The sequence below is a fragment of the Bradyrhizobium sp. CCGB12 genome (assembly GCF_024199845.1).
GTDB lineage: Bacteria > Pseudomonadota > Alphaproteobacteria > Rhizobiales > Xanthobacteraceae > Bradyrhizobium.
The window spans coordinates 5,255,993-5,271,090 of sequence record NZ_JANADO010000001.1 but is presented as its reverse complement, the minus strand read 5'-3'; the positions used below and the strand labels follow the sequence as shown (position 1 = coordinate 5,271,090).

Sequence of the window (15,098 nt, the reverse complement as noted above, 5' to 3'; positions counted from 1 at the left end):
TCACCATGCTGGAGAATGAGCCGGGCACGGGAACGGAGGGCGGGCTGAAGCGCTGGCTCGAGGGCATCGGTCTCGGCCACTACACCGATCTCTTCGCGCAGCACCGACTCGATCTCGACGTCATGGCGGACCTGACGGAGTCGGATCTGGTCGAGCTCGGATTGCCGCTCGGTGATCGCAAGCGGCTTCAGCGAGCCATGTCGGCGCTGTTCCAGGCCGAAACGGCCGATCCGCCGGCAGTGGTGGCGCCTCCGCAAACGCGGGCGGAGGTCGGCGCGGAGCGGCGTCAGCTCACGACCATGTTCTGCGACATGGTGGATTCCACCTCGCTCTCGGTGCAGTTCGATCCCGAAGACGTGCGCGACATGATCGCGAGCTTCCGCGAAACCTGTGTCCGCGTCGTCAAGCATTACGAGGGCTTCGCCGCCCGCTTCGTCGGCGACGGTATCCTGGTTTATTTCGGCTATCCGACCGCACATGAGGACGACGCCGAGCGCGCGGTGCGCGCCGGGCTCGAGATCGTGCGGGTGCTGTCGAGCGCGCGCGCGATCGAGCCGCGTGGTGCGCTCAGCCACTCGCCAGCCGTCCGCATCGGGATCGCGACCGGTCTCGTCGTGGTCGGCGATCTCGTCGGACAGGGCACCGAAGAGCGCGACTCCGCGGTCGGCGAGACCGTCAACCTTGCCGCGCGCCTGCAAGGCCTGGCGTCGCCCAACGGCGTGGTGATTTCCGCCTCGACCCAGTCGCTGCTGAAGGGGAAGTTCGACTACCGCGATCTCGGCGCCCATGACTTGAAGGGCATCTCCGAGAAGGCGCAGGCCTGGCACGTGATGCGCGCCTCGCGGGTGGAGACCCGCTTTGCCGCCGCCATGGGCACGCGGCTGACGCCGCTCGTCAACCGCGAGGAGGAGATCGCGCTGCTGATGGGGCGCTGGCAGCAGGCCAGGGACGGCGACGGCCAGGTCGTCGTCAAGTTCGGCGAGCCCGGCATCGGCAAGTCGCGCATCATTCAGGAAATCTTCGAGCGGATATCCGGTGATCGCCATGGACAGGTCTCGCTGCAGTGCTCGCCTTACCACACGTCCACGGCGTTCTATCCGTTCGCCGAGCAGCTCAAATTCTCGCTCGGCCTCGACCGCGAGGATGCCTCGGCGCTGTCGCTGACGAGCCTAGAGACCGCGATCGCCACCGCGCATGGCGACATCGAGCAGGTCACGTCGCTGTTTGCCGCGCTGCTGTCCATACCGACCGGCGACCGCTATCCGCGGCTCGACCTTTCGCCGCAACAGCAGAAGGATGCGACCGTCGCGGCACTGGTCAATCACCTCCTGGGCCTTGCGCGCGAGATGCCACTGGTGATCGTGTTCGAGGATCTGCATTGGATCGACCCGACCTCGCGCGAGGTGATCGACCTCCTGGTCGACCGGGTGCAGAACCGGCCGATCCTGGTCATCATCACCGCGCGTTCCGAATTCCAGCCGAGCTGGAATGCGCATTCGCACATCACCACCCTGGTTCTGAACCGCCTGAGCCGGCAGCTCCGCACGACGCTGGTCGAGCGCGTCGCGGGGCGAGAGCTGCCCAGGGAAGTCGTCGAGGAGATCATCGTCAAGACCGACGGCGTGCCGCTGTTTCTGGAAGAGCTCACCAAGACCGTTCTCGAATCCAACCTCCTGACCGAGCGGCACGGGCGCTACGTGCTGTCGGGGCCGTGGCGGCAACTGGCGATACCGGCGACCCTGACCGACTCGCTGATGGCGCGGCTAGACCGGATGGGGCCGTTCAAGCGGATCGCACAGATCGGCGCCACCATCGGCCGCGAGTTTTCCTACGAGACGCTCCATGCGGTCGCCAACACGCCCGCCGAACAGATCGAGGCCGCGCTCAATCATCTGGAGGAGGCGGGGCTGATCATGCGCCGCGGCCATCCGCCCGAGGCGCTCTACTCCTTCAAGCACGTGATGATCCAGAACGCCGCGCATGCGAGCCTCCTGCACAGCGAGCGCCGCAAGCTGCATTCCCGGATCGCCCAGGTGCTCGCGGAAATGTATCCGGAAAAGACCGAGCGCGAACCGGAGATGCTCGCCCATCACCTGACCGAATCCGGACAGAGCGAGGGCGCCGCCAGCTTCTGGCTCAAGGCCGGCAAGCAGGCGGCCAAGAGCGGCGCCAATCTGGAAGCGATCGGTCATCTGCGTCGCGGCCTCAGCGTCGTGCAGGCCAATGCGCGCATGCAGGGCGCCGACGAGATGGAGCTCGAGCTGCGGATCGCACTCGGCAATGCGCTGATTGCCGCCAAAGGCTATGCCGTGCAGGAGGTCGAGGAGAACTACATCCGCGCGCTCGAGCTCGGCCAGCAGCTCGACGACGACGAAAAGGCGTTTGCCGCCACGCGCGGGCTCTGGGTATGCCATTTCATCCGCGCCGATCTCACGCGCGCGCACGATCTCAGCGTCGAGCTGTTGAGATTCGCCAAGCGCGAGCGCTTGAACCAGCGGGCGCACCCGGCGCAGCAGACCGGATATCTGATCGAGGCGCACCGCTCGATCGCCATGACCATGCTCTATCGCGGCCGCTTCGCTGCCTCGCAGCATCATCTGCATCGCTGCATCAACCTCTACAGCCCCGATCTGCACTCCGATCTGATGGAGCGCCACGGCACGGATCCCGGCGTCGTCTCGCTGTCCTATCTCGGCTATCTCCTGTGGTTCCTCGGCCGGCCCGACGCGGCGCGGCAGCACAGCGAGCAGGCGATCGCGAATGCCGAGAAGATCCGCCATCCCTTCACGCTTGCCTTCGCGCTCGTGTTCGGCGCCTATCTCTGCCAGCATTTGCGCGACGTAGAGGGCACGCGCGACCACGCCAACCGCGCCATGATCATCGCCACCGAGCACAATTTCCTGCACTGGAAGCAGCAGGCGGCGATCCTGCGCGGCTGGGCGCTGGCTCAGCTCGGCGAAGCCGACGAAGGCCTCAGCCAGATGCGCTTCGGCCTCGACGAGTACGAGGCGATGGATTCCTGGCTCGCCGGATGCTGGTTCCGCTGTCTGCTCGCGGAAGCCTATGCCAAGGTCGGGATGCGCGATGCCGCCTTGCGCGCCTTGGACGGCGCGCTCGCGACCGCAAGACGGACCGGCGATCACTCCTACCTCGCCGAAGTCTATCGCCTGCAAGGCGAGATCACGCTGTCGGACGGCGACCCGGCGTCAGCGGGGGAGGCCGAGGATCTGTTCGGCCTGTCGCTGGAGATCGCGCGCAAGCAGGGCGCGCTGTCGTGGGAGCTTCGCACCGCCGTCAGTCTCGCGCGGCTGTGGCACCAGGCCGGCAGGCGCGAACCTGCAAGCCTCCTGCTCGCGCCCATCGTCGGCAGGTTCAGCGAGGGTTTCTACACGCCGGACCTGAAGCAGGCGATGCAGCTGGTCAGGGAGCTCGGCGCGGACGCGCTCATCCGTGAGCAGGCCCATCCCTGACATGAGTGATCTTGCCGCCGTGCGTGCGCGCTATGTCGAGCGGATTGCCAGGCGCGAGCGGATCTCCTCGCCGCGCCTGCTCGAAGCGCTCGCCACTGTCCCCCGTGAGGATTTTCTGGCCAGAGGACCCTGGCGCATCAAGGGCGAGGCGGCGCGCAGTTATCGGCTGAGCCCCGACGCCGATCCCGTGCATCTCTACGACAATGTTCTGGTCGCGATCGATGCGCGCCGCAGGCTCGACACCGGGCTGCCGAGCCTATGGGCACATTTCATCGACGTGCTCGACGTCAAGGAGAAGGACCGTGTCGTGCAAATCGGCTGCGGGCTCGGCTATTTCTCCGCGGTGCTGTCGAAGATCGTCGGCCCGAAGGGCAGGGTGACTGCAGTCGAATGCGACGAGCGGCTTGCGGAGCGCGCTGCGGGCTACCTTCGCGCCTATCGCAATGTCGAGGTGGTCCATGGCGATGGGTGTGAGAAGGTCGGCGATGCCGCCGACGTCGTCATCGTGCATGCCGGCTTCGCGCATCCGCACCCGCTCTGGCTCCAATCGCTCCGTCCGCGCGGCCGCCTTCTGGTGCCGCTGACGCAGCGGGACCGTGAGGGCGCCGCTCTCAAGATCACGCGGAGAGACCGGGGTTTTGAGGCCGAGGCGGTGCAGCAGATCCGGATCTTTCCGGGCCGGGGCCGAGGTGTGACCGCGCTCGACGACCGCGTCGCCGACTGGTGGCAGCGCGCTTCCGCACTGGCGCCGCTGCGCTTTCGCAGGCTCGAGCAGGGGTTGCCGGCGGATGGCTAATGCTTCGTTTCGTTTTACCTTGATTGCGAATGTAAGTTTCCAACGCTTCCCGCCGCCGCTATGACTACCGGCTTGATGGCCATTTGAGCGCGCCCCATGCATTCCGTTGCCCTGCTGTCCGCCAGCTATGCCAAGGATATCGAGCGCTTTTCGCTGCTCAGCGAGAGCATCGACACCTGGCTCTCGGGATATACGCGGCATTATGTTCTCGTTAACGATGAGGACGTGCCGCTATTCGAACGGTTCGCGTCCGACAAGCGCGTCATCGTTCCGGCCTCGCGCTATCTGCCGAAATGGCTCTTCGCGCTGCCGCCGGCGCTCCAGTTCATCAGCAAGCGGCGCGTCTGGCTCTCGCTGCTGTCGTCGCCGGTGCACGGCTGGCATATCCAGCAGATCCTGAAGATCGCCGGCGTCCTCAATGCGCCGGAGCAGCGCGTCTGCATCCTGGACTCGGACAATCTGTTCTTCCGCGAATTCGACGTCGGCCAATATGCCGGCGGTGAGAAGACGCCGCTCTTCGTCACGCGCAAGGGGATCGACGCCGATCATCCCTTGCATGTGCTGTGGCTGCGCACCGTCGATCAACTTCTCGGTGTCAAACAGCGCTCGTTCCCCGCTGACGACTATGTCGGCAACGCGCTGGTCTGGGACAAGGACGCCGCGCGCGCGATGACCGACGCCATCAAGTCGGCGACGGGCCTGAGCTGGGCTCTGGCCCTGTGCCGGAAGAAGAAATTTTCCGAGTATCTGCTTTACGGAAACTTCGTCGCGAACTCGCCGGAACATCTGGCGGCGCATCGGGTCACGGAAGACAGCATCGCGGCCTCGCACTGGGACGACACGCGCCTCGATCGTCCGGCGATCGAAGCAATGATGCGGGCCGCCTCGCCCGAGCAGGTCGCGCTCTGCATCCAGTCCTATTCGTCGACCTCGATCGACGACATCCGCGACGTGTTCCGCCTCTCCTCGCGCGACCGTCGCAGCCCGAGCCTGTCGCCCGACCATATGGGCGACGAGAACCAATTCGAGACGCCGAAGACTCGCTAGAGCGGGATCCGGACCCCAAGGGCCGCGTTAGCGCAAAAAGTGCAGCAGTTTTCCGAAGAGATCATGCGCGAACAATAGCGGTTACGCGTCCTTCGTGAACTTGCTGATCACGTCCATGAACGGTTTTGGCTTGAACTCCCCGTCGAGCGGCAGCGGACGGTTCGGCTGCTTGTCCTTGCGGGCGAAGGTGCCGTTGATCCAGCTGTAGCGGTCCGAGATGCCCCAGGTCAGGATCGAACGCACCGGGCCGCTGGCTGAAATCGCCGTCAGCAGATCGTCGACGCGCTTGGCGACGATGGCATCGCGCTCCGCCGGACTCCCCGTCAGCTTCTGATCGTCGACGTCAAGCTCGGTGACGAGCACGTCGAGCCCCCAGGAACGCAGCTCGGTGACGAATTCGCCGAGGCCATGGGTGTCGATCTCGAGCTCGGCATGCAGATGCGATTGCAAGCCCACGGCGTGGAGCGGAACACCCTGGTCGAGCAGGTCCATGATGAGATTGCGGTAGGCCGCGCGCTTGGCGATGAAGGAGTCCTTGACCGACTCGATGTCATATTCGTTAATCGCCAGCTTGACGAAGGGATCAGCTGCGGCGGCCGTGCGGAAGGCCCGCGGAATCCAGCTGTGACCGAGATGCTGCGTCCAGAACGTGTCGCGCCGGTCGGTGACCTTCTTCGGATTGTCCGGGATCGGTTCGTTGACGACGTCCCACGACGTCAGCTTGTCCTTGTAGTAGGAGACGACGGTGCCGATGTGATCGACGAAGGCGCGCTCGACGCCTTTGGAATCCTTGATCTGCTTGGTCCAGTCCGGAATGTCGTGATACCAGGCGAGCGCGTGGCCGCGCATCGTCAGGTCGTTCGCCCGCGCAAAATCCAGGATCGCATCGGCGCGCTCGAACGCGAAAGTGTGCGCGTCCGGCCGCAGCATCGGCCATTTCAGCTCGAGCACCGGCACCACCTGCGTGCAATAGGTGCTGATGGCGTCGCCCAGCCGCGGATCGGCTTGGAGGTCCCAGAGCGTCGCCGCAGCGCCATAGCCCGGACGGCGCTGGGCGAGCTTCGGCGCAGGCGCAGCGGACACGGATGCGCCTGCCGCGAGCGTTGCGGCACTGCCGAGGAGAAATTCGCGTCTGTCGAGCCTGGTCACGGCATTCCTTGCAACGCCGGGGGTGTTCTTGTCGAGCTGGCTGGCCGAAAGCCTTCGTCAGCCAGCGTGACGCTGCATCGCCGCTTCGGCGATCTCGTAATAGTGGAGCGCGCCCTTCTCGAGCGTCAGGTTGTCCAACACATAGTCACGCGGCGCGAAGTCCCCCGCGCTGACCTGCGACCAGAAGCGGCCCCAGCCGGACGTGAAGCCGTCCGCATCGGTGAAGGTCATGCCGCAGCGCGCGTCGAAATAGGGCACCGAGGACACGCCGCCCTCGAACCTCACCTTGTCCGGGAAATATTTTGGATCCTGCCACGGTCCGCCGCGATCCCAGGCAAAGACAGGAACGCCGCTCGACAGCGCTTGCTGGCAGGCGATGCCCTGGCTCTCGTGCTCGCAGAGGAAGATCATGCTGCGGCAACGCGCCAGCGCGGCCTTGTAATCGTCTTCCTTGTAATGGCCGTAGCGGATCACCTCGACGGTGCGGCCGTTTGCTTCGAGATGCCTGCGGATCGGCTCGATCAGCTCCGGCTCGTACCGCCCGTAATCCCAGCGGACCTTGTCGTAGAGCAACACGTCGACGCTTTTCTGATCCGCCGGTGCTGGCGTCCACAAATCGGTCTCGATGCCGACCGGCCAGGCGTCGACATGGGGCCAGTGCGGACGGAACATGTCGGCGTACCAGGCGCAAGGCACCAGGACGCGTCTCACGTCGAGGTCCTTCAGACGCTCCGGCGCATCGATCGGGTGGTCATACATGGCGACGCCGAGCAGGAGCGGGTTCTTCCATTTGAACCAGTCGAGCACGAACGGCCGGCCGATGATGCAGGCGAGTTCCTCGGGGTGCTTCTGGATGTAGCGATAGTCGTTGACGCGATAGCGGATGCCGAGCCGGTCGAGGCCCGCGCACAGATTGAGCAGGACGCGCCGCTGTCCGCTGATGAAGGACTTGCCCACCAGCAGGCGTCGCAGCAGCGGTCGGAAGTGGCGGTCACCGGGGAACCAGCGGTCGTCCCGTTCCTCGAAGAAAAGGTTGAGAATCATCCTGTCGCGGCCTCCCGCGCTGCGACCCGCCGGATGCATGGGCGCGTCGGCACCGCGATGCGGCAGGGAGGCCGGTTTCGCCCGTGTTCGTTCGGCAACGTCCATGTCGGTCACATCAGTGCATCGGAGGAGTCGGGCGACGTTTCGATATCATTGCTTCTTTTCTGTGATCCCGCCGGCCCCTTCAAGGACAGGGCAAATTTAACGCTAACGCGCGATAACCGCGCGATGGCTCCATTCGCGGTCCGGTTTGCAGACTTATGCGGCTATCCTTGCCGATGCGGGCGGCGCAGTCCGATTGCCACACCGAAGTCCAACTGTCTTAACGATCCGTTAACTCCATGGCCGCCAACGGTCCCGTGCTCGCATGCTGAACCGCCATTTCTCGATCTATCTGGTCGCCTACATCCTGCCTGCGGCGGTGGGGTTCTTCGCGGTCACGGCCTATACGCGGCTGCTGACGCCGGCGGAATACGGCGTCTATGTCGTCGGCATCAGCCTGGCGGGCATTCTGGGTGCGATCTTCTTTGCCTGGATCAAGCTGTCGGTGTCCCGCTATCAGGCGATGTCGGCAGAGGTCGATTTTCGTGGCACGGCGATCGTCGCCTTCGCCCTGACGGTCGCTGTCCTCTGCGCGATGACCCCTTTGGCCTTCCTGTTCCGCAGCGACGTCAGCGTCGAGCTGCTGCTCGCCAGCATGTTCGTCGCGGTCATGGCCAATGCAGTCGATGTCGGCCAGGAGTTCGAGCGTGCCAAATTGCGGCCCTATCGGTTCGCGGCGATCTCGATCGTGCGCAGCGTGGCGAGCGTCGGCTTCGGCCTGCTCGGCATCTGGCTCGGTTGGGGCGGCATCGGCTTGCTCCTGGCATTCGGGCTGGGCTCGCTCACTGGGATCGTGCTCAACCTCGCGGGCGACCGCACCAAGATCGCGCGATTTCAGCGCAGCCAGTTCCTGCAGCTCGCGCGCTACGGCCTTCCCTTGACGCTGGCCGGATTGTCCGTCGCGCTCTATTCGACCTGTGACCGGCTCATTGTCGCCTATTTGCTTGGCAAGGACGCCGCCGGCATCTTCGGCGTCGCCGCCGATCTGCCGCGCCAGTTCATGGTCATGATCGCTTCCAGCGTCGCCGCCGCGACCGTGCCGCTGGTGTTCCGCTCCCTGTCCGAGAACAACGAGGCGGTGACGCGCGAGCGGCTGACCGAAAGCCTCGATCTGCTGCTCGTCGTCGTCGCGCCCGTTGCCGTCTGGCTCGCGCTGGCCGCGGACCAGGTCGCGGGCACGCTCGTTGGCGTCGATTTCCGCGCCGGTGTGTCCGCGCTGCTGCCGACTTTGGTGCTCGCCCGGTTCTTCGGTATCGCCAATCAGTTCTATGTCCAGATCAGCTTCCAGCTCGCCGAACGGCCTTTCATGCTCGCCGCGCAATCCTTCTTCACGCTGCTCGTCAGCGTGATCCTGATGTTCGCACTGGTCGCCTTCTATGGCCTCTACGGTGCGGCGCTGGCGACCTTCGTGACGGAGGCGATCGGTTTCCTTGTTGCCGTGGTCCTGATGCATCGCGCTCATCCGGTCCCGTTCGACCTCAACCGCCTCGCCGCTGTTGCCGCTTCCGCTGCGGCAATGGCGGCCGCGATCCTGATTGCGCGATCGCAAGCCGGCGGCACCGGTCTCGTGTCGCTCATCATCGTCAGCCTCGCCGGCGGCCTCGCTTACGCCGCCGCGGCCTGGCTGCTGAATGTTGCGAACGTGCGAACGTTGTCGCTGCGCGTCCTCCGAACGTTCAACCGCAAGGCGCTGGGCGTTTAGTGAGCATCGGTGGGCGTGGCCGCCGCCGCCCCGGGTAGTTGATTGGACATTCTGCCGCAGCGATCGAGGCCAGCTTCGGGCCAGCCTCGGCCTGCGGCCGCCTTCCGCCTGTGCGAACCGTCGTATATGAGAGATTGTTGCCGGAACGTGCCGAATCTCGCCACAGACGGAACGTAAGGCGGCTTCGATTTCTTAATCCAGAGCTCGCAATTTGACATTTGAACGACACCAGCGGACTGGCAGTTCGACCGAGGATGGCATGAAAAACCGACTGACGACGGCGCAATCCACCAGGGCGATGCGGCGTCGGGGGCCTGCCGGGATCATTGCGCTTGCGACGGTGGCCATATTTGCGGCGGTGGCCCCGGCGACTGCGGCCAAGCAGGCCCGTCAGTCGGTCGAGGCGGTGGCGCCGCGTGTGGCCGGCGAGCCGATCATGGCGATCGTGTCGATCAAGAGCCAGCAGGTCACCTTCTACGACGCCGACGGCTGGATCATGCGCGCGCCGGTGTCGACCGGCACCACGGGACGCGAGACGCCGGCCGGCGTCTTCGCCATCCTCGAGAAGGACAAGGACCACCGCTCGACCATGTATGACGATGCCTGGATGCCGAACATGCAGCGCATCACCTGGAACGGCATTGCGCTGCATGGCGGCCCGCTGCCCGGCTATGCCGCCTCGCATGGCTGCGTGCGGATGCCGTTCGGCTTTGCCGAGAACCTGTTCGACAAGACCTATATCGGGATGCGGGTGATCATCTCGCCGGAGGATACGGTCCCGACTGAAATCTCTCACCCCTCGCTGTTCATGCCGAAGCAGGACGCCATTGCGGCGGCACCAGGCCGTGTTGGCAAGCTCTCCGCCGAGGCCGAGGAGGCCACAAGGGCCGCCGACGAAACCAAGAAGGCTGCATCGGCAGCCGCAAAGGAAGCGGCTTCGCTTCCGGCGTCGCTGCGCAAGCTGGAACAGCAGAAGGCCCGCGCCGACGCCGAGCTCGCCTTTGCCGACAAGACGCTCGCGAATGCAAAGACCGATCAGGCCCGCGCCAAGGCCGAGGAGCTGAAGCAGAAGGTTGCCACCAAGGCTGCGGATGCAGCGACGCAGCTCGACGCCGCCAAGGCCGCCGCGCAACCGAAGCGCGACGCCGCCGCCGCCACGAAGGAAGCCGCCAAGGCGGCGGCGACCAGGAAGGCCGACGCGGTGAAGGCGTCGACCGATGCAAAGCTCGCGCTCGAGCCGGTCTCGGTCTACATCAGCCGTTCGACGCAGAAGCTCTATGTGCGGCGAAACACCCACAAGCCGGCGCCCGACGGCGGCGGCGAGGTGTTCGACACCAGCATCGAGGTCCCCGTCACGATCCGTAATCCCGACCTGCCGCTCGGCACGCACATCTTCACGGCGATGGCGAAGGCCGATACGGGCCTGCGCTGGAGCGTGGTCACGATCGAGAACGGCGACGAGGCCAGGCATGCGCTCGACCGGATCACGATTCCGCAGGAGGTGCTGGACCGCATCGCGCCGACCGCGTTGCCGCGCTCGTCGATAGTCATCTCCGACGAGCCCTTGAGCAGTGAGACCAACTACCGTACCGAATTCGTCGCGGTGCTCAGCAATCAGCCGCAGGGCGGCTTCATCACGCGCAAGCCGACTGCGCCGCCGGCCATGATCGCGAGCGATGACGGCTGGGACAATGGCGGCAACGGGTTCGGCTTCTTCTTCCAGCAACGCGATCCGTATGTGCAACCGGCCAATCCGCGCCGGCGAGGCCAGTATCAGTATTATCAATCGACGCAGCCGGTACAGCGGGGCTTTTGGTAGGCACGCAGGGTGTTGCTTGCGGCGCGGGCTTACGGCCGCGCCGTGATCACCAGGGCCTGAATCTTGGCTTCGACCGGTCCGGATCCATGGCGCGCGCGGATCGCATCGGTGGCCGCGTCGGTCGCGGCCTGAAGATCGCCGCCACTTCTGGCCTCGATTTCGCCGCGCAGCGGCGTGCCTTGGCAATAGGCGAACGCCACGAGGTCGGGCGTCGGTGCACGGCTGACGGCGGCGCGTGTTTCGATCGAGATGTTACCAAATCCTGCGCGTTCGAGATCGGCCCGGATGGTTGCCTGGTCGAAGTAGCCGTGCGGCGTCCGCGCCATGAAGCGGGGCGGATCATCGGGAAATACCTTGCCCAAGGCCGTCGTGACGTCGTCGGCGAACACGTTCTCCTCGATGCGATCCCAGACATTGAAGAGGAACGTGCCGCTCGGCTTCAGGACGCGCCTTGCTTCTGAATAGCCCTTGACGCGGTCCGGAAAGAACATGGCGCCGAACTGGCAGCAGACCACGTCGAACTCGGCGTCGTCGAAGGGCAGGGCGGTCGCATCCGCCTGGCGCCATGAAACGCGGGAGTCCTCACCCTGGCGCTGCGCCGCGATCGCCAGCATCGGCTCGTTGAGGTCGGTCGCAACATAACGGATGCCGGGGGGCAGCGCCGCCGTCACGGCGCGGGTGACGGCGCCGGTGCCTGCGGCAGTTTCGAGCAGAACCGAGGGCGAAAGTGCGGCGACACGTCTTGCGATGTCGTCGGCATAAACGGCGAAGATCATCGGGACGAGATGCTCGTCGTAGAGCTTTGGGACCGAGCCGGCGAAAACCTTGTCAGTATCGGACATGCTTGCCTCGCTGAAGGTTACGAGGTTCACGTTACCACGGATCGCCGTCTACCGCGCGCCAGCAAAGAGATGACCTCGCAGATGGCGGTCTACGATTCCTCCAAGGCCGCGCTCGGCGGTCTCATGCTCGCAAATTTCAGATTGCACCCGCTAGCCATTCCCTCTAATTGTCTTGGACAATTGACCAAATAGAATGGTCGTGCGTTGAAGACGCGTGACAGGGATGGAAGCATGCCGCAGGCGGATGGATTTGGATTGGCGGGGATCATCGGCATGCCCGTTGCGCATTCGCGCTCGCCCGTCATTCATAATTACTGGCTGAAGGCGCACGGCATCCGCGGCTCCTACGTGCCGCTCGCGGTCAAGCCGGAACGGCTGGAGGATGCGCTTCGTGGACTCGTCGCACTCGGCTTTCGCGGCTGCAACGTCACCATGCCGCACAAGTTGACGGCAATGCAAAAGCTCGGCCGCGTCAACGAGACCGCGCGGCGCATCGGCGCCGTCAACACCATCGTCGTCGAGGACGACGGCACGCTCTCCGGCTTCAACAATGACGGCAATGGTTTTGTGCAGAGCCTGCGCGACGCCAGGGCCGACTGGCGCGGCGATGCCGGGCCGATCCTGCTGCTGGGCGCGGGCGGGGCCACGCGCGCGGTGGTCGTGGCCCTTCTGGAGAATGGTGCACGTGAGATCCGCATCGCCAATCGTACGCCTGAAAAGGCGCAGGCGCTCGCAAGCGACTTCGGCGCCGCCGTCAGCACTGTGGCATGGGAGGATCGCGGCACCGCGCTCGGCGATGTCGCTCTCCTCGTCAACTGCACCGATCGCGGCATGGTCGGCAAAGCGCCGCTGGAGATCGACCTCTCGCGCCTGAAGCCCGAAACGCTCACCGCCGATCTCATCTATACGCCGCTCGAAACAGCGTTCCTCGCCGAAGCCCGCGCGCGTGGCTGCGTCACCGTGAACGGGCTCGGCCTCGTGCTCAACCAGGCGCGGATCGCCTTCAAGGCCTGGTTCGGTGTCATGCCCGACGTGACCCCGGAGCTGATCAAAGCCATTGAGGCCACGTTCTGACTCGCCGCGGGGAGTTCTGCGCCATGACACTGCCGGCGTCTCCCAGGATCGACTGCCACATCCACGCGATCGATCCCGTCCGCTTTCCATACGGCGCCGACACACCGTATCGGCCGAGCGGGCAGGAGATCGCGCCCGCGGCGCAACTGATCCGCGTGTTCGATGCCTTCGATATCAGGCACGCGCTCGTGGTCGCCACCAACACTGGCTATGGCAGCGACAGCCGCATCCTGCTCGACACATTGAAGCAGGGCGGCGGCCGCTTCAAAGGCGTCGCCGTCGTCGAGAATGACGTCGATATCAAGGAGCTCGAAAGGTTGAAGGCGGCCGGTGTGATCGGCGTCGCCTTCAACGTGCCGTTTCACGGCACTGACTACTATCGCCACACGGCGCCGCTGCTGGAGAAGCTGGTTAGCCTCGGCCTTTTCCTCCAGATCCAGGTCGAGCAGGACCAGCTGCTAGATCTGCTGCCGCTGATCGAGAGATCGGCCGTGCGCCTGGTGATCGACCATTGTGGCCGTCCCTCGGTCGCGCGGGGTGTCAAGGGTGAGGCCTTCCAGGCGCTGCTGGCGCTCGGCCGCGAACGCGACGCGCATGTAAAACTGTCCGGCTACTACAAATTCTCGCAGCAGCCGCACCCCTATGAAGACACCTGGCCGTTCATCGCCGCCCTCGTCGAGGCCTTCACGCTCGATCGCTGCGTTTGGGGATCGGACTATCCGTTCCTGCGCGCCCCCGAACGGCTCGACTACGGCCCGCTGCTCGCGGTGCTGACAAAACTGTTTCCGGACGCGAGCGATCAGCACCGCCTGCTGTGGCGAACGCCGGCAAGGCTGCTTGGCGTCGAGGGATCATAACAAGAAAGCAACGGGGAGGAGGACATCATGAGGCATCTTGCAGGGGCGCTCGGCATCGTCGTCGTAGCATCGCTCCCGACGGGGGCAGCCAGCGCGCAGAGCACGGTCTATATCCCCGACGTCATCGAGCTGTCCGGGCCCGGCGCCGTCTCCGGCACCAACTGGCGCGATGGCGTTGCGCTCGCGGTCGACGAGATCAACAATGCCGGCGGCATTCTCGGGCGAAAAATCCAGACCGAGCATCTCGACACCCAGAGCAATCCCGGCATTTCGCGCGCGCAAGTGCAGAAGGTCCTGGACAAGGATCCTTACGTCGTGCTCGGGCCGATCTATTCCGGCTCGGTCAAGGTCAACATGGCGCTGACGCAAGCGGCCGAGATCCCGCAGATCGTCGGCGCAGAGGCTGCCGACATCACCACGCAGGGCAACCCTTTCGTGTTCCGCACCGCCTTCGGCCAGCAATTCTCGATGCCGAAGATCGCCAACTATCTGCACGACAGGCTCAAGGTGAAAAATGTTGCGGTTCTCTGGGTCAACAATGACTTCGGCAAGGGCGGCCACGACAATTTCCTGAAGGAGATGAAGGCGCGCAATATCGAGGTCGCCGCCGACATCTCCACCGAGCAGGGCCAGGTCGATTTCGGTTCTGACGTCATCAAGCTCAAGGGCGCCAAGGCGGATGCCGTCTTCGTCTACACCAACGAGGAGGAGAGCGCCCGCTTCCTGATCGAGGCGAAGCGGCAGGGCCTGTCGACGCCGCTGTTCGGCGAGACCACGCTGCTCAGCCACAAGGTGGTCGAGCTCGCCGGGTCCGCCGCCAACGGCGCGCGCGGCCACGTCGGGCTCAGTGCGGATGCACCGGTCCCGGCGATCGAGGCGTTCACGAAGAAATTCAGCGACCGCTACAAGTACCGGCCCGACCACAACGGCATCAAGGGCTACACTGCCGTCTACCTCGTGAAATACGTCACCGAAAAGATCGGCAAGTTCGACAGCAAGGCCTTTGGCGCCGCGATGAAGGGCCTGACCCTGACGCCCGACAACGCACCCGGCATGCTCATGGAAGCGAGCTGGGACCAGAACGGCGACATCGACCGTGCCAGTTTCCTGGCCGAGATCATCGACGGCAAGCAGAAGATCGTCGAGACGCTGCCGAAGCTCAAGGGGGGCAAGGGAAACTGAAGCGCGCCCGCTCC

At 64.9% G+C, this 15,098-nt stretch carries 11 protein-coding genes; 8 read left to right on the top strand and 3 right to left on the bottom strand.

Going from position 1 to position 15,098, the window contains the following annotated elements:
- The first annotated feature begins 5 nt into the window (after window positions 1–5).
- The 3 genes from NLM27_RS24450 (at window position 6) to NLM27_RS24440 (ending at window position 5,313) form a co-directional block, all read left to right on the top strand.
- Window positions 6–3,470 (top strand): AAA family ATPase, encoded by a 3,465-nt coding sequence (locus NLM27_RS24450; protein WP_254145766.1) that lies wholly within the window; start codon window positions 6–8, stop codon window positions 3,468–3,470.
- Between the two features lies 1 nt (window position 3,471).
- Window positions 3,472–4,266: a protein-L-isoaspartate O-methyltransferase gene (locus NLM27_RS24445; protein WP_254145765.1), complete on the top strand. Its 795-nt coding sequence runs from the start codon at window positions 3,472–3,474 to the stop codon at window positions 4,264–4,266.
- Between the two features lie 96 nt (window positions 4,267–4,362).
- Window positions 4,363–5,313 carry a DUF6492 family protein gene (locus NLM27_RS24440; protein WP_254145764.1) on the top strand — a complete coding sequence of 317 codons (951 nt, stop codon included), beginning with the start codon at window positions 4,363–4,365 and terminating at the stop codon, window positions 5,311–5,313.
- Between the two features lie 81 nt (window positions 5,314–5,394).
- On the opposite strand, the gene NLM27_RS24435 is transcribed toward NLM27_RS24440, so the two are convergent.
- Together NLM27_RS24435 and NLM27_RS24430 are read right to left on the bottom strand one after the other, a co-directional pair.
- On the bottom strand, window positions 5,395–6,462 hold the full coding sequence (locus NLM27_RS24435) for an endo-1,4-beta-xylanase (protein ID WP_254145763.1): 1,068 nt from the start codon (window positions 6,460–6,462) through the stop codon (window positions 5,395–5,397).
- A gap of 57 nt (window positions 6,463–6,519) precedes the next feature.
- Window positions 6,520–7,611 carry a glycosyltransferase family 1 protein gene (locus NLM27_RS24430; protein ID WP_254148911.1) on the bottom strand — a complete coding sequence of 364 codons (1,092 nt, stop codon included), beginning with the start codon at window positions 7,609–7,611 and terminating at the stop codon, window positions 6,520–6,522.
- Window positions 7,612–7,873: 262 nt separating this feature from the next.
- On the opposite strand from NLM27_RS24430, the gene NLM27_RS24425 reads away from it, so the two are divergent.
- Both NLM27_RS24425 and NLM27_RS24420 read left to right on the top strand, forming a co-directional pair.
- The gene (locus NLM27_RS24425; RefSeq protein WP_254145762.1) at window positions 7,874–9,310 is read left to right on the top strand and encodes a lipopolysaccharide biosynthesis protein; all 1,437 of its coding nucleotides are present in this window, start codon (window positions 7,874–7,876) and stop codon (window positions 9,308–9,310) included.
- Between the two features lie 259 nt (window positions 9,311–9,569).
- Window positions 9,570–11,129, top strand: coding sequence for a L,D-transpeptidase (locus tag NLM27_RS24420; protein ID WP_254145761.1), 1,560 nt, complete (start codon window positions 9,570–9,572; stop codon window positions 11,127–11,129).
- Between the two features lie 29 nt (window positions 11,130–11,158).
- Here NLM27_RS24420 and NLM27_RS24415 read toward each other — a convergent pair whose 3' ends face one another.
- On the bottom strand, window positions 11,159–11,971 hold the full coding sequence (locus NLM27_RS24415; RefSeq protein WP_254145760.1) for a class I SAM-dependent methyltransferase: 813 nt from the start codon (window positions 11,969–11,971) through the stop codon (window positions 11,159–11,161).
- A gap of 231 nt (window positions 11,972–12,202) precedes the next feature.
- Here NLM27_RS24415 and NLM27_RS24410 point away from each other — a divergent pair, with 231 nt between their 5' ends.
- From NLM27_RS24410 to NLM27_RS24400, 3 genes are read left to right on the top strand one after another with little or no spacing between them, the layout of a single operon-like run.
- Window positions 12,203–13,045, top strand: coding sequence for a shikimate dehydrogenase (locus NLM27_RS24410; RefSeq protein WP_254145759.1), 843 nt, complete (start codon window positions 12,203–12,205; stop codon window positions 13,043–13,045).
- Between the two features lie 23 nt (window positions 13,046–13,068).
- Window positions 13,069–13,902: an amidohydrolase gene (locus tag NLM27_RS24405; RefSeq protein ID WP_254145758.1), complete on the top strand. Its 834-nt coding sequence runs from the start codon at window positions 13,069–13,071 to the stop codon at window positions 13,900–13,902.
- 27 nt (window positions 13,903–13,929) lie between these two features.
- Window positions 13,930–15,084: an ABC transporter substrate-binding protein gene (locus NLM27_RS24400; protein ID WP_254145757.1), complete on the top strand. Its 1,155-nt coding sequence runs from the start codon at window positions 13,930–13,932 to the stop codon at window positions 15,082–15,084.
- Window positions 15,085–15,098 lie beyond the last annotated feature (14 nt).